12 protein-coding genes are annotated in these 23322 nt (G+C 34.0%); 7 read left to right on the forward strand and 5 right to left on the reverse strand.

What is annotated here, in order from left to right; translation table 11 throughout:
- Window positions 1–17 precede the first annotated feature (17 nt).
- Window positions 18–509 carry a D-glycero-alpha-D-manno-heptose-1,7-bisphosphate 7-phosphatase gene (locus tag FA046_RS07740; protein ID WP_136825809.1) on the reverse strand — a complete coding sequence of 164 codons (492 nt, stop codon included), beginning with the start codon at window positions 507–509 and terminating at the stop codon, window positions 18–20.
- Between the two features lie 363 nt (window positions 510–872).
- Between FA046_RS07740 and gltB the strand changes: the two genes are divergently transcribed.
- Window positions 873–5393 carry a glutamate synthase large subunit gene (gltB, locus tag FA046_RS07745; RefSeq protein WP_136825810.1) on the forward strand — a complete coding sequence of 1507 codons (4521 nt, stop codon included), beginning with the start codon at window positions 873–875 and terminating at the stop codon, window positions 5391–5393.
- 1 nt (window position 5394) lies between these two features.
- Complete coding sequence (locus tag FA046_RS07750) at window positions 5395–6873, forward strand: glutamate synthase subunit beta (RefSeq protein WP_136825811.1); 1479 nt, start codon at window positions 5395–5397, stop codon at window positions 6871–6873.
- A 75-nt stretch (window positions 6874–6948) separates the two neighbouring features.
- On the opposite strand, the gene FA046_RS07755 is transcribed toward FA046_RS07750, so the two are convergent.
- From FA046_RS07755 to FA046_RS07770, 4 genes are all read right to left on the reverse strand, one after another.
- Entirely contained in the window at window positions 6949–7659 is a 711-nt protein-coding gene (locus tag FA046_RS07755; RefSeq protein ID WP_136825812.1) for a hypothetical protein, read from the reverse strand.
- A 222-nt stretch (window positions 7660–7881) separates the two neighbouring features.
- A complete protein-coding gene (locus tag FA046_RS07760; RefSeq protein ID WP_136825813.1) occupies window positions 7882–8541 on the reverse strand; it encodes a YdeI/OmpD-associated family protein in 660 nt (219 codons plus the stop codon).
- Between the two features lie 133 nt (window positions 8542–8674).
- A complete protein-coding gene (locus tag FA046_RS07765; protein ID WP_136825814.1) occupies window positions 8675–10714 on the reverse strand; it encodes an LruC domain-containing protein in 2040 nt (679 codons plus the stop codon).
- 318 nt (window positions 10715–11032) lie between these two features.
- Window positions 11033–11563: an RNA methyltransferase gene (locus FA046_RS07770; RefSeq protein WP_136825815.1), complete on the reverse strand. Its 531-nt coding sequence runs from the start codon at window positions 11561–11563 to the stop codon at window positions 11033–11035.
- A 72-nt stretch (window positions 11564–11635) separates the two neighbouring features.
- Here FA046_RS07770 and FA046_RS07775 point away from each other — a divergent pair, with 72 nt between their 5' ends.
- The 5 genes from FA046_RS07775 to FA046_RS07795 all read left to right on the forward strand — a co-directional run bounded on the left by FA046_RS07775 (window position 11636) and on the right by FA046_RS07795 (window position 23204).
- The gene (locus FA046_RS07775) at window positions 11636–12958 is read left to right on the forward strand and encodes a DEAD/DEAH box helicase (protein ID WP_136825816.1); all 1323 of its coding nucleotides are present in this window, start codon (window positions 11636–11638) and stop codon (window positions 12956–12958) included.
- 83 nt (window positions 12959–13041) lie between these two features.
- The gene (locus tag FA046_RS07780; RefSeq protein ID WP_136825817.1) at window positions 13042–13500 is read left to right on the forward strand and encodes a YHS domain-containing (seleno)protein; all 459 of its coding nucleotides are present in this window, start codon (window positions 13042–13044) and stop codon (window positions 13498–13500) included.
- Between the two features lie 166 nt (window positions 13501–13666).
- Window positions 13667–18562: a PKD domain-containing protein gene (locus tag FA046_RS07785; RefSeq protein WP_136825818.1), complete on the forward strand. Its 4896-nt coding sequence runs from the start codon at window positions 13667–13669 to the stop codon at window positions 18560–18562.
- 107 nt (window positions 18563–18669) lie between these two features.
- Window positions 18670–22191 (forward strand): PKD domain-containing protein, encoded by a 3522-nt coding sequence (locus FA046_RS17580; protein ID WP_136825819.1) that lies wholly within the window; start codon window positions 18670–18672, stop codon window positions 22189–22191.
- Window positions 22188–23204, forward strand: a complete 1017-nt coding sequence (locus FA046_RS07795; protein WP_136825820.1) for a PorP/SprF family type IX secretion system membrane protein — start codon at window positions 22188–22190, stop codon at window positions 23202–23204. The genes FA046_RS17580 and FA046_RS07795 overlap by 4 nt, the downstream gene beginning before the upstream one ends.
- Window positions 23205–23322: the final 118 nt, after the last annotated feature.

A 23322-nucleotide genomic window follows, 5' to 3' on the forward strand; every position in this document is an offset into this window, starting at 1 on the left:
TAGTCAAAATTTTAAATCTATTTTATCAAATGTAAAATTTCACCCAAAGGTTGGTCAATTTCAATTTTAATACCGTTTACACCGGCAGCTTCAGCAGCTTCCACATCAGTAAATTTATCCCCAATAAAATAGCTTAAAGAAGCATCTAGATTATGATCTTCAATTCCACGTAATAACATTCCGGGTTTTGGCTTTCTGCAATCACATTCGCCAGTAAAATTTGGGTGATGTGGGCAATAATAAAAATCTAAAATTTTTATGCCATGCGATAAATAATCTGCTCTTAAATAATCATGCATTTTAGTTAAAGTCTCTTCAGTATACCAACCTTTGGCCAAACCGCCCTGATTAGTAGCTACTAAAATAATATAACCTCTATTTTGTAATTCATTTAGAGCGTCATAATTATGAGTTAAAATTTCAAAATCTTCAAACTTGCAAACATAATCGCCCAACTCTTTATTTATTACGCCATCTCTATCTAAAAAAATTGCTTTTTGCTTAGTCATTTCCATTAAATTTTTTGCGAAGATAAATAATTAATAATATGTAAATTTCAATCTAAGGACAGAAAATATACTGTATTCAAAAACGGTATATTTTCATAAATTTTTTCCTTATCTGGTAAAAACCTGATGGTTTAGTCTAAAAAGTAATCAAAAAGTATTGGGAATAATAAATAATAATATATTAAAAACCCCCGCTTTTATTGCGATATTTTAAATTTAATACTTTAAATTTTATGTTATTTTTAATCAATTGAAGATTTTAAGGGAGTGTTCTTGTGTATTTAATAAAAAAAATACAGATATGTTACATTAGAAATTAAATTCATATTTTGTTTTTCTAAACCAAAACTAAAATACAATTTAATGAATCAACCAGATCAACCTCAACAAGGATTATACGATGCCAAGTTTGAACATGATGCTTGTGGTACCGGCTTTATCACAAATATCAATGGGAAAAAGTCTCATCAAATCATTGTTGATGCTCTTACCATGCTCGAAAATATGGAGCATAGAGGCGCTTGTGGGTGCGACCCGGATAGTGGAGATGGAGCAGGAATTATGCTTCAAATACCACATGAATTTTTCTTAGATGAATGCATGTCTCATGCCATAGACCTTAAAGAACCAGGTAATTATGGTGTGGGTATGATGTTTTTACCAAAAGACTCCATCACCAGAGAAGCTGTCAGAAAAATTATTGAAACCTGTGCAACACAACTTAAATTCCCGGTTTTAGGCTACCGCGAAGTTCCGGTTAATTCTGATGTAGTTGGAGAAACAGCAAGAGCTGTAGAGCCTTTGGTAAAACAAATTTTTGTAGGAAAACCAAGTCATATAGTAGATAATGATGATTTTGAGCGTAAACTTTATGTGCTCAGAAGATTAATTACCAGAACCGTAAATGAAGATATAAAAGAAGGAGGAGGAGAATTTTATTTTACCTCACTTTCTTCAAGAGTAATTGTATATAAAGGTCAGTTAACAACCTATCAGGTTCGTCAATATTATTCTGACTTACAAGACAAGCGTTGTGTTTCTGCTTTTGGGATGATACACTCTCGTTTTTCTACCAACACTTTCCCATCTTGGAAATTAGCGCAGCCTTTTAGATATATTTCTCACAACGGAGAAATTAATACACTTACAGGAAATTTAAACTGGTTTTATGCTGGTGTAAGATCTTACGTTTCACCATTCTTCACCAAAGAAGAAATGGATATGATTTTACCTGTAATTGATGATAATCAGTCAGATTCTGCATGTTTAGATAATATTGTAGAAGTGTTAATGCATTCTGGTCGTTCATTACCTCATGTGATGATGATGTTGGTACCAGAGGCTTGGGATGGAAACGAAGCAATGGACCCAATAAAGAAAGCATTTTACGAATTTCATGCCACTTTAATGGAGCCTTGGGATGGTCCAGCAGCTTTAACTTTTACAAACGGAAAATTAATAGGATCTATCTTAGATAGAAATGGTCTTCGTCCGTTAAGATATGCCATCACCAATGAAGATACTGTAATTGTAGCTTCAGAAGCCGGTGTTTTGGCTTTAGATGAAAAAACTATCTTAAGAAAAGGTAGGCTTCAACCTGGTAAAATGTTCCTTATTGATATGGAACACGGTAAAATTATTACCGATGATGAAATTAAACATCAAATAGCAGATCGTCAGCCTTACGGCAGATGGTTAGAGAACTACAAAATCAGGATGGAAGAATTGCCTGAGCCACGAGTTTCTTTTACCAGCATGTCTAAAGAATCTGTTTATCGTTACCAAAAAGTTTTTGGCTATAGCCGAGAGGATATAGAAACCATTATTAAGCCTATGGCTTTAGATGGAAAAGAGCCAATAGGTTCTATGGGAACTGATGTTCCATTGGCAGTTTTGTCAGATCGTCCACAACATATTTCAAGTTATTTTAAGCAATTTTTTGCTCAGGTAACTAACCCACCAATAGATCCTATAAGGGAAAGATTGGTAATGAGTCTGGCTACTTTTATAGGAAACAATGGCAATATCTTAGATGAAGATAAAATGCATTGCCATTGTGTTACGCTTAAGCAACCTATTCTTGTAGATAACGAGTTAGAAAAATTAAGAAGTATTGATACCGGTTTATTCCACGCTAAAACTTTACAAACTTACTTTAAGGCTGATGGTCTTTCAGGATCTTTACAAAACGGAATTGATAGATTATGCCGTTATGCAGAAGATGCCGTTAATGATGGTTTTGAGGTATTAATATTATCAGACAGAGCATTAGATTCAGAACATGCTCCAATTCCTTCTTTATTAGCGGTTTCTGCAGTGCATCATTACTTAATCAAAAAAGGTTTAAGAGGTGCTGTAGGTTTAGTTGTTGAAGCCGGCGATGTTTGGGAAGTTCATCATTTTGCGTGTTTACTAGCATTTGGTGCAACGGCAATTAATCCTTATTTAGCTTTGGCTTCTATTCATGCACTTAAAGTGGATGATAAATTAGAAACCGATTTAGAAGAAAAAGTTTTAATAAAAAATTACGTAAAATCTGTTTGTGATGGCTTGTTAAAGATATTCTCTAAAATGGGAATCTCTACCTTACAATCATACCACGGTTCTCAAGTATTTGAAATTTTAGGAATTAATAAGCAAGTAGTTGATCAATATTTTGTTGGTGGAGTAAGTAGAATTGGTGGCTTAGGGTTAGACGAGTTAGCTCGTGAGGCATTGTCTAAACACATCAGCGGATTCAAAGGTGATGCAGAACATTTACTTTCTGAAGGTGGAATTTATCAGTGGAAACGAAGAGGAGAAGCTCACTTATTTAATCCTACAACCGTTCATTTATTGCAACATGCCACAAAAACTGGTGATTACGAAACCTATAAAAAGTATGCTTTTGCAGTAAATGATCAAAAAGATAAGATGTACACCTTACGTGGCTTATTAGATTTTGCAAAACATAGAGAATCTATTTCTATTGATGAAGTAGAACCTGCAGAAAACATCATGAAGCGTTTTGCAACCGGTGCCATGTCTTTTGGTTCTATTTCTCATGAGGCACACAGTACTTTAGCTATCGCGATGAATCGTATTGGTGGTAAAAGCAATACTGGTGAGGGCGGAGAAGATGAAATGAGATTTGAGACCATGCCTAATGGCGATTCTATGCGCTCAGCTATCAAACAAATTGCTTCAGCAAGATTTGGAGTAACCATTAATTATTTAACCAATGCTGATGAGCTTCAAATAAAAATGGCTCAGGGTGCTAAACCAGGCGAAGGTGGGCAGTTACCCGGTCATAAAGTTGATGATTGGATTGCAAAAACTCGTCACTCCACACCAGGAGTAGGATTAATTTCGCCTCCTCCACACCATGATATTTATTCTATTGAAGATTTAGCTCAGCTTATTTTCGATTTAAAGAATGCCAACAGAGCAGCAAGAATTAACGTAAAATTAGTTTCTAAAGCGGGTGTTGGTACTATTGCAGCCGGAGTAGCCAAGGCACATGCCGATGTGATTTTAATTGCAGGTTATGATGGTGGAACAGGAGCTTCTCCGTTAAGTTCTGTAAAACATGCAGGCTTACCATGGGAATTAGGTTTAGCCGAGGCACATCAAACTTTGGTGAAAAATAAATTGAGAAGTCGTGTGGTTTTACAAGCCGATGGACAATTAAAAACAGGAAGAGATTTAGCCATTGCAGCTTTATTAGGTGCAGAAGAATGGGGTGTTGCAACAGCAGCATTAGTAGCGGGTGGTTGTATTATGATGAGGAAATGTCATTTAAATACTTGCCCGGTTGGCGTAGCCACTCAGGATACTGAATTAAGAAAATTATTTACAGGAAAGCCAGAGCATGTAGTAAATCTGTTCCAATTTATGGCTCATGAGCTTCGCGAAATTATGGCGGAATTAGGTTTTAGAACCATTAATGATATGGTGGGTAGGGTGCAGTTCTTAAAAATGAAAGAAGGCATTACCCATTGGAAAGCTAAAAAGTTAGATTTCTCAGCAATGCTTCATCCAATGACTTATCAAAAAGGAATGACATTGTACAACAGCGAATCTCAGGATCATGGAATGGCTGATATTATAGATTGGAAATTATTAGAGGTTTCAAAAGGAGCTTTAGATAGCAAAATTCCGGTTTTTGGTTCTTTTGATATTAAGAATACAGACAGAACGGTAGGAACTCTTTTATCTAATGAAATAGCTAAAATTTACGGATCGGCTGGTTTGCCAGATAATACCATCAACTTTAAATTTAGTGGCTCTGCTGGTCAAAGCTTTGGTGCATTTGCCTCAAAAGGAATTTCTTTTGAACTAGAAGGAGAAGCTAATGATTACGTTGGAAAAGGTTTATCAGGGGCACAAATAGCTATTTATCCTTCCAAAGAGAGCACATTTGTACCAGAAGATAACATTATTGTAGGTAACGTAGTATTATACGGCGCTACTTCTGGAGAATTATTTATAAGAGGACAAGCAGGAGAGCGTTTTGCGGTTAGAAACTCTGGAGCTACAGCGGTAGTAGAAGGTGTTGGAGATCACGGTTGCGAATATATGACTGGTGGTAAAGCTTTAATTATCGGTAAAACCGGAAGAAACTTTGCAGCAGGGATGAGCGGTGGAATTGCTTTAATTTATGATTTAGATGGTGATTTTAAAGAGAACTGTAACCTTGAAATGGTTGATTTAGATCCGTTAAATCCAAAGGATGAAGAGTTAATCATTAAGTTGTTGAAAAAACATCATCAATTAACACAAAGTTCAGTAGCTAAATTCTTGATTGAACACTGGAAACAGGAATCGGCCAAGTTTATTAAGGTATTTCCTAAAGAGTTTAAGAGAGTTTTAGCAGAAAAAAAGCAATTAGAATCAATTTATTAAGATGGGAAAAGTAACGGGTTTTAAAGAATACGGAAGAGAACTTCCGGGAAAAGTACCTTCTACTGAGAGGGTGAAAAACTATAAAGAATTTGTAGGCATGTATACTGATGAAAAGCTCAATGAGCAATCTGCCAGATGCATGAATTGCGGAATACCATTTTGTCATAACGGCTGTCCGCTTGGGAATGTAATTCCTGAGTTTAATGATGCGGTTTATAAAAAGAATTGGGAAGAAGCGTATAAGATTTTAAGCTCTACAAATAATTTCCCTGAGTTTACAGGAAGAATTTGTCCGGCGCCATGTGAAGCAGCATGTGTTTTAGGTATTAATAAACCAGCTATCGCGATAGAAGAGATCGAAAAACACATTATAGAAATTGCTTTTGAAAAAGGATATGTAAAAGCTTATGAGCCTTTAATTCGTTCAGAAAAAAGTATTGCTATTGTAGGTTCTGGTCCGGCTGGATTGGCCGCAGCAGCTCAATTGAATAAAGTAGGACACTTAGTTACTGTTTTTGAAAGAGATGACCATCCAGGTGGATTGTTAAGATATGGTATTCCTGATTTTAAGCTTGCTAAAGAAGTGGTTGAAAGAAGAGTAAAGCTGATGAAAGAAAGTGGCGTAATTTTTAAATGCAATACAGAAGTAGGTAAAGATGTTTCTGCAAAAGATTTAGTTAAAGATTTTGATGCTGTATTATTAGCAGGAGGTTCTACCATTCCAAGAGATTTACCCATCCCCGGAAGGGAATTAAAAGGTGTTTATTATGCCATGCAATTTTTAAAGCAGCAAAATAAGCGGGTAAGCAGTATTGCTGTAACCGAAGAAGAAATTTTGGCAACAGGTAAAGATGTAGTGGTTATTGGTGGTGGAGATACAGGATCTGATTGTGTGGGTACGTCTAATAGACAAGGAGCAAAATCAATCACTCAGTTTGAGTTGATGTTTCAACCTCCAAAAGAAAGAACAGAACACATGCCTTGGCCAAACTATCCAATGGTATTAAAAACCACAAGTTCTCATGAAGAAGGTTGCCAAAGATTTTGGGGAATCAATACCAAAGAATTTATTGGAGATGGTGCTGGTAATTTAAAAGAACTAAGAATTGTTGATGTAGAGTGGGAAGTAGATTTCTTAGGAAGGCCAGTAAAGTTTAAAGAAGTAGAAGGAACAGAAAGAATAATTCCTTGCCAAAGAGTTTTCTTAGCCATGGGTTTTATGAATCCTCAATATGAAGGAATGATTGAGCAATTAGGCGTTGAGCTTGATAACCGTAAAAATGTAAACGCTGTAGAAGGAAAGTTTAAAACTACAGTTGATAAAGTTTTTGCCGCAGGAGACATGAGAAGAGGTCAATCATTAGTGGTTTGGGCTATATCAGAAGGTAGAGAAGCAGCCCGAAAAATTGATCAATATTTAATGGGACATTCTGTTTTAGAAAGTAAAGATGCCATCAATCTTTTTGAAGATGCTTTTTAAATTCTAGTTTATTAATACTTAAAACAAAAAAGGAGATGATATCATCTCCTTTTTTGTTTTATTAAAGATGTTTATCTAGTCCTCAAAATCGCAATCTCCAAAAGCATTAAGATTAGCTTTGAATTTATTGTAAAGGTTAACATTAGAAGTGCTAGAAATAATAATAGTATTATTAGTCTTTGTTGCCAAGCTTAAATCATTGGCTGCTACGTTTAGCAAAAGTTTATTCAATTGTAAATTTATTAATCCTAAATAATCTGAATTTGAATTAATAACAACATCTTCGGCTTCTACTTCAATTTCGTAATCTTCATTAAAATAAAATTCTACAGGGGTGGTAATTCCAGCCTCATTCTTATAAATGCCTTTTAATGTAAGAGGAATAGTGTTGTCAGTTGATTTTTTTAGAACTAATTTAAGTTCAACTTCATCATATGTGCCTTCAGGAATTTGTACGCTACCTAAAATTGGACTCAGATTAAATAAATCAACATTTGAGATTCCCTTTAATTCGTATTCAATTTCAACTGTTTTGTTTTCAGCCTCAAAGTCAACTTCGTTTACATTTAAAAATCCGGAAGTAAAATTTAAGCTATTGGAAGAACCTACCACAGCGACTAACCCACTACCAGAACTTGATGAAGCTACCGTTGCAGAATATCCAGTTGGTTTTACTTGATATTTTACTTCACCACCACCACCAACAGAATCATTTTTGTTGCATGCCGCTAAAATTGAACCCAATCCAAATAGAATTAAGCTGGTTTTTAAAAAGTTACTTTTCATAATTTCAAAAATTTAATTGTTTTAGTGTTGAATTTGAATGAAGAAGTTGACTTAGAAGTTTAAAGTCAATTAAAATAATATAATCGGATATTTCACATTTTTACAATTTTTATGCCACTAAATATTTGGTTCTTAAATAGCGTTTTTTGAAAATTTATGGGTACTTATTCTCAATAGCAAGATCATTAAACCTATTATAAAGTTGAAAATTAAAGCACTAATTTATTTTTGATCTAGATTTTTCTTTCCTAAAATCAATTTATCTTTAGCTTTTTTAACTCTTTCTTCTCTGGTTTTTAGTTGCTTAGCACTAAGTATATAAACCGCATATTCTTTTTTATTGGTGAAACTCAAAGACTCAAAAAAGGAAATAGCATGAGGCTCATTTTTTAATGCTTCTAAAAGATCTTCAGGGATTTTAACTGTCCTTTTTTCTTGATCAATATAATCTGCGAAAGCTGTTTTGTTAATTTCTGCTTTGCTAGCGTTAGATTTTCTGACTTGATCTTCTGGTTTAATTTGTAAGGCAGTCCAATTTTCATTTACCGAAATAGAAGCGACTGGTCTGAGGTTAAACTTTTTTAATTCATCCCAATGGTGCATCATTCCTAAATCTGTAGCTATTCCCGATGATTTTTTAGGATAAGAAATCCAAAGAATGGTTTCTGGTTTTAAAACGTTTTTGATTTTTTCCATTTCCAAAACCAGCTCAACTCCATTTTTTATGAAAATTTGTATTACATCGGCGGAAGCCAAAACAGAAGAAAAAACTTTGTTGAGAGAAGGTATTGGTTCTAAAGACTCTAAATAATTATTTGGAGCGTTTAAGATTAATAAGCTTTGATTAGGTTTAACCTTTAATTTTTTAAATAAAGCGTTCATCTGTTGTAGATTGGTTACAAAAAATGAAATTACAATATTAATTAAAGTATGAGCAGAGTCTTAATGAAGAGAACAAAAAAAACTCCAGATATTTCATTTTAATATCTGGAGTTTGATTTTTTTTATAAAATATTTAATTGCCGTAAATCATAGCGTCATTTCTGTATCCACTTGTTAAGTTAGAGTACCAATCGGTAAAATTTAAACCTCCAGAAATTGCCCAATCTCCAAAATGTAAATATGCATTTTCAATAGAAACGCCTTCTTTAGGGAATTTGAACTCTTGATTAAAGTGCATAGCCCACGGTCTGTTATTTGAATTTACATAATAAATAGATCCCGGCGTTAAGCTACGATCATCAAAGGTGCCAAACAATGAAGTATTAGCTAAATTAGTTGGTGTTTTACCAGGAAGGTGAATTTCATATCCTCTTCTTCCATTGCTAATTAAGAAGGGATCAAAGGGTGCTGTAGAGAAAAATGAAGAGTGGTTACTTGTTTCAGAGAATTTAATAGTCATATCTAGTATAGAACCAGAATTTGGCGCACCATCAATTAATAATTTATGATTATCAAAAGGAATAATAACGGCAGAACTATTTTGGTTTGCTTCGGTACCGTTTGCGTTAAATGATAGGTATCCTTCAGAATATTTACCACCACTAACACTTGTAATGTCTGATGGATTTACTCCTAATTTTACTCCAAAACCGTTTTTATATTGTGCAAAAGCTGTTTTTGCAGTAAACTTTGCAAGCATTTCTACTGAATTGTTATTCGCATTGCTTACTAAAGTATATCTGTAATTAAGTACAAGATCATTCATGTCATAATCTCCACTTAATGGCCAATTATCTTCAAAAGCTAATGTTCCCCATCCATACTTAGAGGGTGAATAGGTATTGTAAGCTCTTCTTGGATCTTTTGGATATTCGTCAAATTCATCAAAAACACCATCTCCATCTTCATCTACAGGAGGGTCTAGTGGTTTAACTCTAACTTTAGAAAGGGCCGATACAGGATTAGCGCTGGCATATAAAACTAAATCGTTAAAATCCTGATCACAGGCTGGGTTATCTCTTTGTAAATCTTCAAAACCAAGAACAAACACATTTTCGGTAGCATAATTTAAAAGTACCGAGTGCACCTTTAAATTTACGTCTGGTTCTGGATTATACTGTTTATCTGTATAAAATTTGGTAGAACTACTAATTACTGCTTTTGCTGGTCCACTTTCCCAAGCATCAGATAATAAAACAATAGAAATAGTGGTACCTGCATTAAATGAACCTAAACTCACTCTATCACCTGAAACCAATCCACCTCCAGATATTCCATCAGATGCATTAGGAAAAATGTATCTGATAGTTGATATATCATCTTTAGTGGTAGGAGGGTAACCAGTTGGATAAGTATAATAACCAACAGAATTTAGGTTCCCTGCACCTTCGGCAACAAATGTGATAAACACTTCTCCTGTTTCTACAACTTCTAAAGTATGTTGAGCGGTAGCAGCAAGATATTCTGGATGGTGAATACGAACATCCTGTGCATCAGGTAATGAGGCATTAATGTATGATAACAAACCAGCACTTACGTTTCCGGGTTGAGCCATTAGATAATCTGGTCTTCCGTTGCTGCTGTAAGTGCCCATGTACTCGTAATTTGTGCTTAAAGTTGATGGCGGTTGATTGTTTTTACCGAAAACTACCATTGGGCTATTTTGTGGAGGCTGACTTAAGATAATATTACCACTTAATCCTTTTGGTCCTCCTAAAGTAAGCTCTAAATCGTTTGACGAAATAGAAACTGGCACTTTATTCATTAAACCTATATAAGGAGTTTTAACCAGTAATTCTTTAATATAAGTAGATACGTTTAAACTGGTAATGATAAAACCGTTTTTATCTGAAATCATCTTTAGCAATTCCTGAGTATCGTCTAAAGTGTTTAACGTTACCGGAACACCTGATATAGGTTCTCCTAAATTGGTTAAAAGTCTGATTTTGATTTTAACTTCCCTTACGGTAGAAAATTTGAAGCCATCAGGAGCAATTTTGTTACTGCTGATGTTGCTTTCTACAACTTCATTTTTTTTGCAGGCAAATAAGAAAGTGATCAGAAATAACCCAATAATCCAGAGTTTAGGAGGTGTTAATTTTTGAGAGTCCATTTAATTTTGAGAGATATTAATTTTTGTACTTTGTGGTTCGCTATTTTTATACCAAAAATATGCATTTAACTGTAGTGAAAAGAAAGTTTATTAACTAAATAATTGAGATTATTGAGTTTATTACCTTAATGTATATTTAAAAGCGGTTTTTAGGAAAATTATTTTCTCAGTTATTTTTAAGATAATATTTCATTTGTAGGAGTTGTTAATTTGTTAAATATTGTGAGAAAAATTATTGTGGATTATTGAGGAAAAATAACTTCAAAAGTTGCCATTGGGACTATTTAAAACAAGAAAAATTAATATCCATTTTAAAATTTACGAGCTGGTTTTGCTATAAAAATCCCAAAGTACAATACCAGTACTAATTACAATATTAAAAGAGTGTTTGGTGCCAAATTGTGGAATTTCTAAACAAGTATCAATCTGTTTCATCACCTCTTCGCTTACCCCATTTACTTCGTTTCCAAAGAATAAAGCATATTTTTTATCAAGCGAAGGTTTAAAATCTAATAAACTCACACTATTTTCTGCTTGTTCAATGGCTACAATTTGAAAGTTGTTTTGCTTTAGTTGAGTAACAGCATCTTCTACGTTTTCAAAATACTCCCAATGGATAGATTGTGTAGCACCCAAAGCAGTTTTTTCTATTTCACGATGAGGAGGTTGAGCCGTTATTCCGCATAAATAAATAGCTTCAACCGCAAAACCATCAGCAGTTCTAAACGCCGAACCAACATTGTGTAAGCTTCTTACGTTATCTAATACCACTATTATAGGTAGTTTTTCTTGGGTTTTAAACTCTTCTATACTAGGTCTATTTAACTCCTCCAGTTTCAGCTTTCTCATTTGGTAAATATACAAGAGCTTTATTAATTTGAAATTGCCAGCATGCTAAAAAATTTAAAGATATTTGCAATAATGATAAACACAGAAGAAAAAGCGCAATTGCTAAAGCGTTTAAACATTGCCCAATTAAATGAAATGCAAATTGCTGCAGAAAAAGCAATACAATCTAATAAAGATGTAATGGTGCTTTCTGCAACTGGCTCAGGTAAAACGTTGGCATTTCTAATTCCGCTTTTATACCGCTTAAAAAAGGATGCCAAGCAAGCACAGGTTTTGGTAATAGTACCATCAAGAGAGCTTGCGCTGCAAATTGAGCAAGTTTTTAGAGCTTTTCAATCGGGTTTTAAAGTAAGTTGTATTTATGGCGGCCATTCTACCAAAACAGAAGAACAAAGTTTAAGTGTAACTCCAGAAGTAATTATTGGTACGCCAGGTAAAATTAGCTACCATATTAGAAAAGAAAACATCAATCCTCAAGAGTTAGAATATTTGGTTTTAGATGAGTTTGATAAATCACTAGAAATGGGTTTCCAAGTAGAAATGGAATTCATTATTGAGAATTTAACCAATGTAAAACAAAAAATATTAACCTCGGCTACCAAAATGGACGAGATTCCGCTGTTTGCAAGAGTAAATAATTTAGCCACAGTTAATTTTTTAAATGATGATGCTCACGCACCAGAACTAGCTTTAAGGGTTTTACATACGCCATCAAAAGATAAATTAAAGCTGTTGATGCAGGTGGTAGCAGAGCACCCAGATGGACCAACTTTAATTTTTTGTAACCACCGCGAAGCTGTTGACAGAGTGAGTGAAATACTTTGGGATAAGGGAATGTCTAACGGAATTTATCATGGCGGGATGGATCAACCGGAAAGAGAAAAGGCTTTAGTGAAATTTAGAAATGGAACACATGCAGTTTTGGTCACCACAGATTTAGCTTCCAGAGGTTTAGATATTCCTGATGTTCAACAAGTTATTCACTACCAAATTCCTTTCACAGAAGAATCTTTTACGCACCGTAACGGCAGAACAGCCCGAATGAAAGCTACCGGAAAAGCTTATTTACTGTTAGCAGATGATGAATATTGCCCAGGTTATATCAACCAAAAGGTAGAAGAAATAGCAAATATTCCTGATTTTAAATTATTTGACGCCAGTAAATGGGCTACACTTTACATTGCGGCAGGTAAAAAAGATAAAATTAATAAGATAGATATTGTGGGTTTGCTTCATAAGAAAGCAAATCTAGAGAAAGAAGATATAGGTTTAATAGAAGTTTTTGATCACATGTCTTACGTAGCGGTGCTAAGAAAAAAAATAAACCAAGCTTTAGGATTAATCAGACCCGAGAAAATTAAAGGAAAGAAATATAAAATTGGGATTGATGAATAACTTGCGTTTTTGTTTTGTAAGCATTTAGTTTTTACAGTAAGGAATTGATTTTTAGTAAGACTAAACTGTTGAAAATAATTATCATGAAAAAATCAATATTAATTTTAACCATCATTTTTAGCTTTCTAGGCCATTTATCAGCACAAGAAAAAGCGGTATTTCAAACTAAGGAAGGAGCCATAAAGGGTTATGATGCTGTTGCTTATTTTAAAGAGAATAAAGCAGTAAAGGGTAATGAAAAATATTCTTATCTCTGGAAAGATGCTCTTTGGTTGTTTAGTAACAAAGAAAATTTAAAGGCTTTTAAATCCCATCCTGAAAAATTTGAACCCCAATTTGGTGGTTATTGCGCTTATGGTTATGCTAAAGGTCATGCTGCTCCGGTAGATCCAAATGCATTTAAAATTGTGGATGGCAAGTTGTATCTAAACTACAATTCTGATGTTCAACAATTATGGAATAAAGATATTCAGGGTTTTATTAACGATGCATTAAAAAATTACAAAGCAGATTTAATAAAATCAGGAGAAAAAGGGAACTAATTTTACTTCGATAAAGTTCACAAAAAAAACCTTCTAATTTTTGAGGGTTTTTTTGTTTTAAAGCGGATTGTAAAAGGAATTTATTATAAATTAATTACATTTAAAAATTGACCAATATTAAACCTTTTTTAATCTTTACAGTCGAGTTAAAATATTGATTTTCTTAATGAGCAAACTAAAACGTATTGTTTTTTACATTCTTTTCTTGTTTTCACTATTCTCAGTAGAAAAAACGTTTGCACAAGGAACATCAAATAAAGGAACTGATTTTTGGGTTGGATATGGAACTCATATAGCAACAGGAAATATGGTTTTATATCTTACTTCTGATGTAAATACTACAGCAACGGTTTCAATAAATGCCTTAGGATCTACTCAAATAGTAAATATTACAGCAAATATTGTAAGTACAGTAACTATTCCATCAACAGCTCATTTAAGTGTAGAAGGTAAATCGGCATTAGGTATTCATATTACATCTTTAAAACCCATAATAGTTTATTCTCACATTTATGCAAGTTCTGTTTCAGGTGCAACTTTAGTTTTACCTACCAATACTTTGGGTAAAGATTACTTTTCTATCAATTATAAACAGGTATCTAACCAAAATAATTCTGCTTCTTGGTTTTTTGTGGTTGCAGTTGAGGATAATACACAGGTAGAAATTACCCCTTCGCAAGCTACTCAAGGCGGTTGGGTTGCAAATACAAAATATACAGTAAATTTAAATAAAGGGGAAATTTACCATGTCTTAGGTGCCTATACAAACGCAAACGGAACTTTAGGGGTTGATTTAACGGGTTCTAAAATTAAATCAGTTTCCACAACCGGAGTTTGTAAAAAAGTTGCTGTTTTTTCTGGAAGTAGTAAAATATCAATTAGTTGCTTAAATAATAACACAGCAGGTTCTGCTGATAACCTGTTTCAACAAGTTTATCCTACGGCAACTTGGGGTAAAAAATTTATAACTGTACCACAAAAAGAGAGAAATTTTGATGTGTATAGAATTCTTAAAAGCGACCCAACAGCAGTTGTTACCTTAAATGGTTTAGTAATCCCTAATGCTAGTTTTACAAATGGTTTATATTACGATTTTGAATCACAGGCTGTTAATAATATAAGTTCTGATAAAGCTATACAAGTAGTTCAATATGCAGTAACACAAGGTAGAGGAATTAATTGTACGCCTATTACTGGTGACGTGGGTGATCCTGAAATGATTTTTTTAAATCCTTTAGAACAAACATTGACTCAAATTACGATGTATTCTTCTCCAAATTTTAATATCCTTAAGCATTTTATAAATGTGGTGGTAAAGAATGAGGGAGTTGCGAGTTTTAAAGTTGATGGTGTGAGTAAATCTACAAGTTTTATCCCTGTTGTAGGAAATGCAGCATATTATTCTGCTCAAATTTCAGTTGCCGCGGGTACCCATAATTTATCTTGCGATGAAGGTTTTAATGCCATTGCTTATGGTTTTGGTGGGGCAGAATCTTACGGCTATGCCGCCGGCGCAAATCTTACTGCTTTTGGTGTAGAAACAATTGATGATGTAACAAAGCAGGTTTTACAATCTGCTTGTGCAGCTACGCCATTCTCTCTGTCATTAAAATTGCCTTATCAACCTGTTGAAATTTATTTAGATAAAGGAGATGGTACAGGGTCAATATCTATTCCTATTGAGTTGTTGTCACAAACTACAAAAGATGGAGAAACAACTTACGTTTACTCTTTAGCAAAAAGTTTAATTTTTACTTTGCCTAATACCTATCCTTTTAAAGTAAGAGTAATTAAGCCAACCATTGATGATTGTGGTACAGGAGATGAGTTTAATTTTGATTTAATTATTAACCCTAAGCCAGTCGCTAATTTTAATACGATAGCAAAGTCTTGTTTAAGAGAAGCTGTAAATTTCACCTCACAAGCAGACCCTAATGAACCTAATATTAGTAATTACTTATGGGATTTTAACGGAGAGGGAAGTGCTACCACAAAAGATGCATCATTTATTTTTTTAACATCTGGTTTAAAAAAGGTGAGGTTTTCTGTAAAGTCTGTTTCTGGATGTTGGTCTGATGTGGTTGAAAAAGAGGTTAATGTAGTTGAATTGCCAGTTCCTCAATTCTCAGCTCCTTTAGCAAATTGCGTAAATAAAGATATTAGTTTTACTGATCTATCTACAACCGCCGATGGAACTATTGTTAAATGGGATTGGAATTTTAACGATCCTTTGTCTACAACAAACACATCAAATCTTCAAAATCCAACTCATAATTACAAAACCTATGCTATTTATTCGGTTAGGCTTACCGTTACTACAAGTACTGGTTGTATTAATACTATTATTAAAGAAGTAATTGTTTATCCAGAACCGGTAGCAGATTTTGAAGCTTCAGAAGTTTGTGTACAAGCAGCACCAACAGCATTTACAAATAAATCAACTGTTTTAAATAACGGTAACCTTAGCTATTTATGGGATTTTAATGAACCATCATCAGGCATTAATAATACATCAACATTAAAAAATCCTACTCATTCTTACAGCGTTGCCGGTAATTATATTGTGAAGTTAACCGTTACAAGTGATGCAGGTTGCCAAATAGAAACAACTAAAACAGTAAGGGTAAATCCTAAACCTCTGGCAAATTTTACAGCTCCTGCGCAATCTTGTTTTAATGATGCCATTACTTTTACGGATGTTCCAGAAATAAACGGACCAATAGTAACCGATTATTTATGGGATTTTAACGGCGTAGGGACCTCAACATTAAAAAATCCTCAATTTACTTTTCCAACTACAGGTATTAAAACAATAAGATATTCTGTAAAGTCTGATAAAGGTTGCTGGTCTGATATTACTTCAAAAAATATTGAAGTGATGGCTTTGCCCATTTCTGATTTTTCTTTCAGTACCATAACTTGTGTTAACAGAGATATTTCTTTTACAGATCAATCAACTACTATAGGGCAAACCATTGTAAAATGGGAATGGGATTTTGGAGATCCAACGTCAACATCTAACCTATCAAACCTCCAAAACCCAAATCATATTTTTAGTGCTGTTAAAATTTATGATATAAAATTAACGGTGACTACCAATTTAGGTTGTACCAAAACTATCATCAAGCAAATAAATATTTATCCTTTGCCCGTTGTTAATTTTGATACTCCAGATATTTGCTTAGATGATGCATCGGCTCAATTCACCAACAAAACTACTGTTGCAGATGGTTCTGCTTTAACTTATATATGGGATTTTGGAGACCCAAGTTCGGGTATTCTTAATTCATCAACATTGGTAAACCCAAGCCATAAATATAGTAGTGCGGCAAATTATCAGGTTAAACTGATGGTAAAAAGTGCTAAAGGTTGCGAATCACAAATAATTAAAACGTTTACTGTAAACGGAAGTACGCCCAAAGCAGATTTTGTGGTTCAAAATGGTAGTAATTTATGCAATGATGTACCGGTGGTTTTTGAAGATCGCTCTCTAGTTGATTTTGGCGAAATCACAAAAATTGAATGGTATTATGATAGTGCTACGCCAACTGTTGTAGAAGTTGATAACAACCCAAACTTAAGATCGGCAACAGCCAAAAAATATACTCATCAATACCCAGTATTTTTTAGTCCGGCGCAAAAAATAGTAAATGTAAAGATGTTAGCTTATTCTGGAAATAGTGCAACATGTGTAAGTACGGTTATCAAATCCATCACTTTAAAAGCAGTTCCTATTGCTAGTTTTTTAATGCCTGATGGTTGTTTACCTAATGGCGAAGCACAGTTTTTCAGTCAATCTACATTTGATGGGTTTTCAACAGGTTTAACTTATGTTTGGGATTTTGGAGATACAAATACGGGATTAAATAATACATCAACACTTGTAAATCCAACACACTTATATAAAGCAGCAGGCGATTATTTAATTACACTTATTGTTACCGCTCCAAATGGTTGTGTAGCAACTTTAAGCAAAACATTTACAGTTAAAGGCGCCATTCCTCAGCCTTTATTTAATGTTTTAAATGAAAATGCACTTTGTAGTGATTATAGCGTAGTTTTTAATGAAGTGTCTACATTAAGTTTTGGGGAGCTAAACAAGGTAGAATGGTATTTTGATATCGATAATCAATTAAATAACCCAGCTTATCAATTGGTAGATAATTCTCCTACTTTAAGAGCTGATGTCGCAAAGTCTTATTCTTTTACGTATCCAACTTTTAATGCGCCATTAAATAAAATTGTGAATGTAAAAATGAAGGTGTTTTCTGGCATAGGATGTGTGAGTGAAATTATTAAATCTATATCGCTTAAAGCTGTTCCTAATGTGGTTTTTACTAGTTTACCGTCTGTTTGTGAAGAAGTAGTTCCTTATCAAATTATTCAAGCTGCTGAAAATACTGGATTTGCAGGAAGTGGCGTTTATTCTGGTAAAGGAGTAAATTCAACGGGTATTTTTTCTCCTTTTATTGCTGGTGTGGGTACGCATAGTATTACTTATACCTTTACAGGGAATAATGGGTGTTTAACCGAGAAAAAACAAGATATTATTGTTTATCCTACGCCTACAGCTGATGCAGGATTAGATCAAACTATTTTAATTGGCGGAGAAATAAAAATTAACGCCACAGCTTCAGGAAATACTTTAACTTATAAATGGTTGCCAGCAACAGGTTTAGATGGTGATGATATTTTAACACCAATTGCAAAGCCAATAGTAGATACAAAATACACCTTGTTGGTGACCAGTGCGGATGGATGTGTTTATGCTGACGAGGTCTTTATAAAAGTGTTACAATATCCAGAAATACCAAACACTTTTACACCCAATAATGATGGTGTAAATGATATTTGGGCAATAAAATATTTAGAAAGCTATCCTAGTTCGTCAATTAAAATATTTAACAGATACGGACAAGAAGTTTTTAAAGCAGATAATTATTTGAATCCTTGGGATGGTAGAGCAGCAGGAGTAGATTTACCACCAGGAATGTATTATTATATTATTACCGCAAACGCAGGTCAATTAAAATATTCTGGTTCGGTAATGTTAGTGAGGTAAAATAAAACTAAAAGGGCTTTTAAATGGTATATCATTAAAAATAACACTAGATTAAAAATTATAGTTAATCTATTGACTTTGAACAAAACAAACTACAAAATTAGTAAATGAAATGTATTGCTACTTTTCTGTTATTCTTTTTAATATCATTTATTAGGGTAAATGCGCAAAACATCTCTAATGAAGGTACTGAGTTTTGGCTGTGTTTCCCATCGCATGTGCCAGCTCAAGGGCAGGGGAATAGTATTGCATCGTTATCTGTTTTTGTAACTTCAAAAGATAATACAAGCGGGGTAGTTACTTGTGGTACTTTCTCGCAAAGTTTTACCGTATTGGCCAACACGGTAACAGAAGTGGTAGTTTCCAGGGCTGCTTCTTATATCAATGATGGTACAGGCATTTCTACAAATAAAGGAATTAAAGTAACAATAGATAATGGAAAACCTAAAGCGGTGGTTTATGCCCATGTGTTTGCAGGAGCCAGATCTGCGGCTACTTTAGTTTTGCCAGTATTGGCGTTAGGCCAAAAATATTACGGAATGTCTTTTGATCAGAATGATACCCGTAATATTGGTAATTCACAATTAAATATTGTTTGTGTAGAACCAAATACAGTTTTAAATATTACACCAAGAATTAGCGGAGTACCACAGCCAACTATTAGGGTTACTTTGGTAAATGTGGGTGATGTATATCAATACCAAAATGAAAACGATATTACTGGTACTTATGTTGAAGTAGACGCCAGCAGTTCGAGTTGTAAAAGATTTGCTGCTTTTTCTGGGAGCTCGGCAGTGGCAATATTAGCACCGGGTTGTACGCCTCCGGGAAGCGCTACAAATACAGGTCAAAATGCATCTTATGATCCTCTTTTTCAACAATTATATCCGTTAGAAAGCTGGGGAACTTCATTTCCCTTAATTCCTTTTTCAGAGCGTAATACTGGTTCTATTTTTAGAGTAATGGCTTCAGAGAACAATACCATTATAAACATAGCGGGTGTAACCAGAACTATAAACGCCGGAGAATTTTACCAAAGCCCACCCATTACCAGCGTATCTTTAATTACTGCTAATAAACCTGTAACCGTTGCTCAATTTGCGTTAACACAATATTGTGCCGATTCTCGTAATCGTACAAACGGAAGTATTCCTAGTGACCCAGATATGGTGATTGTGAATCCTTTAGAGTATAGCATCAAAAATGTAACCATGTATTCGTCAGATAAATTAGTGATCCGAGATCAATTTTTGAACGTGATGATTCCAAACGCTGGTGTTGCCTCTTTTAAAATAAATGGACAGGTTTCATCGAATATCTTTAGTGCCGTACCAGGCAATACTAATTATTCTTATGCACAAATTGATTTAAATAGAATTGGAGGCACTAATTTTAATCTCACCTCTGATGTAGGTTTTAATGCCATGGCTTATGGTTTTGGAGATTTTGAATCTTATGCTTATTCTGCAGGTACAAATTTAGCTTCTTCTGTATTTATTAATGCAGTAAGACCAGAAACTAATGAGATTATCACAAATGCTTGCCGAGATGAAGTTTTTGATTTTAGATTAGTGTTGCCCTACATCTCTAATAAGTTAGTTTGGACTTTAGATGTTGGAGAAACCCCTATTGTCCAAAACAATCTTACGCCAGTACAGATCACCATAAACGGTAAAGTGCTGTTTGAATATAGGCTTCCAGTAAATAAAATTTACAGCGTAACAGGTATAAAAAAAATAAAAGTTATTTCCACCATTCCTCCTGGTGCTAGTGGCTGTCCATCAGGAGATGAAACCCTTAATTTTGATTTTGAGGTTTATGATCCACCGCCAAATACAAGTTTTTTAGCTAAAAATAGTGCTTGTATTAATAATCCTGTCCAATATAATTTAAATGAAAGTAGTGGAGGAAGGCCTATTATAAGTTATTTCTGGGATTTTGGAGACGGAAGTACTTCTACAGAGAAAAATCCAATACATACATTTACCACTACAGGCATAAAATCAGTTTCTCTTTTTGTGAAAAATGATGTGGCTTGTGTTTCTAATGTGTTTACTTTACCTATAGAAATCTTAAATCAGCCTCAAGCAAATTTTTTGATCGAAGATTTGTCTTGTTCGCAACAGCCTATAAAATTTACTGATCAAAGTGATTTAGCCCAAAGTACAGCAATGAGCTATTTGTGGGATTTTGGTGATGGAACAACTTCTGCTGAACAAAATCCGGTTCATGCTTATAGTACTAGCGGAAATTACGTGGTTTCTTTAACAGTTAAAACGAGTGCAGATTGTGAAGTAACCATCACAAAAAGTAAAATTATTAATGGTGCCCCAACTATAGATTTTGATGATCCCGCATCATGCGTAACTGATTTAGTGACTTTTACGGTCAAAAATAAATCGGCAGATGTGGCGTCTTTTGATTGGGATTTTGGAGATGCGGTTAATGATGTATCACAAAGAAATAAAGAAAATCCTTCTCATAAGTATAACAATGCAGGTTTTTATAATGTGAAACTTACAGTAACCTCTGTTAATGGTTGTACAACAGAAGTAATCAAAAGCATTACTATTAGCGCAGCAAATCCTAAAGCGCAATTTGCAGTTTTAGATAACAATAATTTATGTAGTAATGTGCCTGTAAAGTTTAAAGATTTATCATCTATTTCTTTTGGAAACATCACTAAATTAGAATGGATTTTTAATTATTCCGCAACAGCTATAAATCAAAAACTAGTAGTTAATAACCCTGTTCCGCAAGATACCTACGAATTTAAATACCCGGCTTCAAAAGATAATCTTAATTATCAAGTAACGCTTAGAGCCTATTCCGGGAATTTATGTTTTCAAGATTTTGGTCCTGTTACGGTTACGGTAAAAGGTAGTCCTGATGTGAATTTTGCACCGTTACCTAACGTTTGTCTAAACATCAATAAGTTTAAATTTACAGAAGCTTCAGAATTAACAGGTATAGCAGGGAGTGGTTTTTATACAGGAACAGGAATAACAGACGATGGTTTTTTTGATCCTTTATTGTCGGGTGCAGGTACTTTTGAAATCAGCTACATTTTTAATGCAAATAATGGTTGCACAGATATCAAAAAGCAAAATATTACAGTTTATGAGTTGCCTGTAATTGTAACCGGGACAGAAGAATTGGTGATTCTTACAGGCGGGCAAATAACTTTAAATGCGGAAGCCACCGGAAACGGTTTAACTTATAAATGGCTGCCAGCTGATGGATTAAGTAGAGATGATATCCTAAATCCGATAGCATCACCCCAAGAAACTACTTTATATACTTTAACTGTCACATCTGCTGATGGTTGCATAGTTATTGCTAGGGTAAACGTTAATGTTGCTGATTTTCCAGATATACCTAATACATTTACACCAAATAATGATGCGGTTAACGATACCTGGAATATTAAATATTTAGATACCTATGTGAATGCAAAAGTGTCAATTTTTAATCGTTTTGGTAACGAGGTTTTTAGTTCTAACGGCTATCCAATACCATGGGACGGTAAATTAAAAGGAAAGGATGTGCCGGTTGGAGTGTATTATTATGTTATAGACCCAAGAAATGGAAATGATAAATTTTCAGGGTCAGTTACTGTTATTAGATGATTAAGTTTTATAAAATTCTCCTTTTTTTTATTTGTGTTTGTGCTAGTGTAAAAGCACAGCAAAAGCCTCAGTATACCCAATATATTCTAAATAATTATATCATAAATCCTGCAATTACAGGCATAGAAAATTATATTGATATAAAAGCAGCCACCCGGCAACAGTGGACTGGTTTGCAAAATGCACCTCAAACTTCTTATCTAACAGCACACATGCCATTAGGTAAAACAAATGATTGGCAAAGTTCTACATCTTTTGGTATGGTTGGAGAAAACCCTTTAGGGAGAAATTATAAATATGATTATGCTGCCGCAGAACCTCACCATGGAATTGGCGTAGTGGCAGTAGTAGATGAAACAGGCCCATTAAGTAATACCTCTTTTAATCTAACTTATGCTTATCACATTGGCTTAGCTCCAAAATTAAATTTATCAGTTGGTGTTGGCGCCGGGGTTTCTAAAATAAGCTTAAATACCAACGACATTACATTAGAGAATCCAAACGATGAAGCAATAACCAGAGGAGGCACCATTAATAAACTAAAGCCTGATATTAATGCTGGGGTTTGGTTATATTCTGTAGATTTTTTTGCCGGTGCTTCTGTTCAGCAATTATTACCACAAACTTTATCTTTCTCAGAGAATTCCACTTATAATACTGGCAAAACAGTGCCTCATTTTTTTGTAACCGGTGGTTATAGATTTTGGCTAAATGATGATATTACAGTAGTTCCATCAGTGATGTTAAAAGTGGTAAACCCAGCTCCTTTAGGGGTTGATGTTAACCTAAAAGTTTCTTTTAGAGACAAACTGTGGATTGGTGGAGCCTACAGGAAAGATGATTCTTTTTCTGGCTTAGTAGGTTTTAACGTGGGTTCTTTATTTAATTTGGGTTATTCTTATGACTTTACCACATCGGCATTGAATACCGTATCTAGAGGTTCTCATGAAATTGTTTTGGGTTTCTTATTAAACAACCGCTACAAAGTAACTTGCCCACAAAAACTTTGGTAATTAATTAAAACTCCTCTCAGGAGAATTTCATATAATAAAAACTGTAAATAAATTTCATAAAAGTTTTGCTTGGTGATTAATTTGTTTTTATGTTAGCTTATTAAGAAATTTATTTATA

Source organism: Pedobacter cryophilus (assembly GCF_005116455.1).
GTDB lineage: Bacteria > Bacteroidota > Bacteroidia > Sphingobacteriales > Sphingobacteriaceae > Pseudopedobacter > Pseudopedobacter cryophilum.

What these genes read in the sequence shown, in the direction of transcription:
- FA046_RS07740 (WP_136825809.1), bottom strand. Translation starts at nt 509, where the DNA reads ATGACTAAGCAAAAAGCAATTTTTTTAGATAGAGATGGCGTAATAAAT.
- gltB (WP_136825810.1), top strand. Translation starts at nt 873, where the DNA reads ATGAATCAACCAGATCAACCTCAACAAGGATTATACGATGCCAAGTTT.
- FA046_RS07750 (WP_136825811.1), top strand. Translation starts at nt 5,395, where the DNA reads ATGGGAAAAGTAACGGGTTTTAAAGAATACGGAAGAGAACTTCCGGGA.
- FA046_RS07755 (WP_136825812.1), bottom strand. Translation starts at nt 7,659, where the DNA reads ATGAAAAGTAACTTTTTAAAAACCAGCTTAATTCTATTTGGATTGGGT.
- FA046_RS07760 (WP_136825813.1), bottom strand. Translation starts at nt 8,541, where the DNA reads ATGAACGCTTTATTTAAAAAATTAAAGGTTAAACCTAATCAAAGCTTA.
- FA046_RS07765 (WP_136825814.1), bottom strand. Translation starts at nt 10,714, where the DNA reads ATGGACTCTCAAAAATTAACACCTCCTAAACTCTGGATTATTGGGTTA.
- FA046_RS07770 (WP_136825815.1), bottom strand. Translation starts at nt 11,563, where the DNA reads ATGAGAAAGCTGAAACTGGAGGAGTTAAATAGACCTAGTATAGAAGAG.
- FA046_RS07775 (WP_136825816.1), top strand. Translation starts at nt 11,636, where the DNA reads ATGATAAACACAGAAGAAAAAGCGCAATTGCTAAAGCGTTTAAACATT.
- FA046_RS07780 (WP_136825817.1), top strand. Translation starts at nt 13,042, where the DNA reads ATGAAAAAATCAATATTAATTTTAACCATCATTTTTAGCTTTCTAGGC.
- FA046_RS07785 (WP_136825818.1), top strand. Translation starts at nt 13,667, where the DNA reads ATGAGCAAACTAAAACGTATTGTTTTTTACATTCTTTTCTTGTTTTCA.
- FA046_RS17580 (WP_136825819.1), top strand. Translation starts at nt 18,670, where the DNA reads ATGAAATGTATTGCTACTTTTCTGTTATTCTTTTTAATATCATTTATT.
- FA046_RS07795 (WP_136825820.1), top strand. Translation starts at nt 22,188, where the DNA reads ATGATTAAGTTTTATAAAATTCTCCTTTTTTTTATTTGTGTTTGTGCT.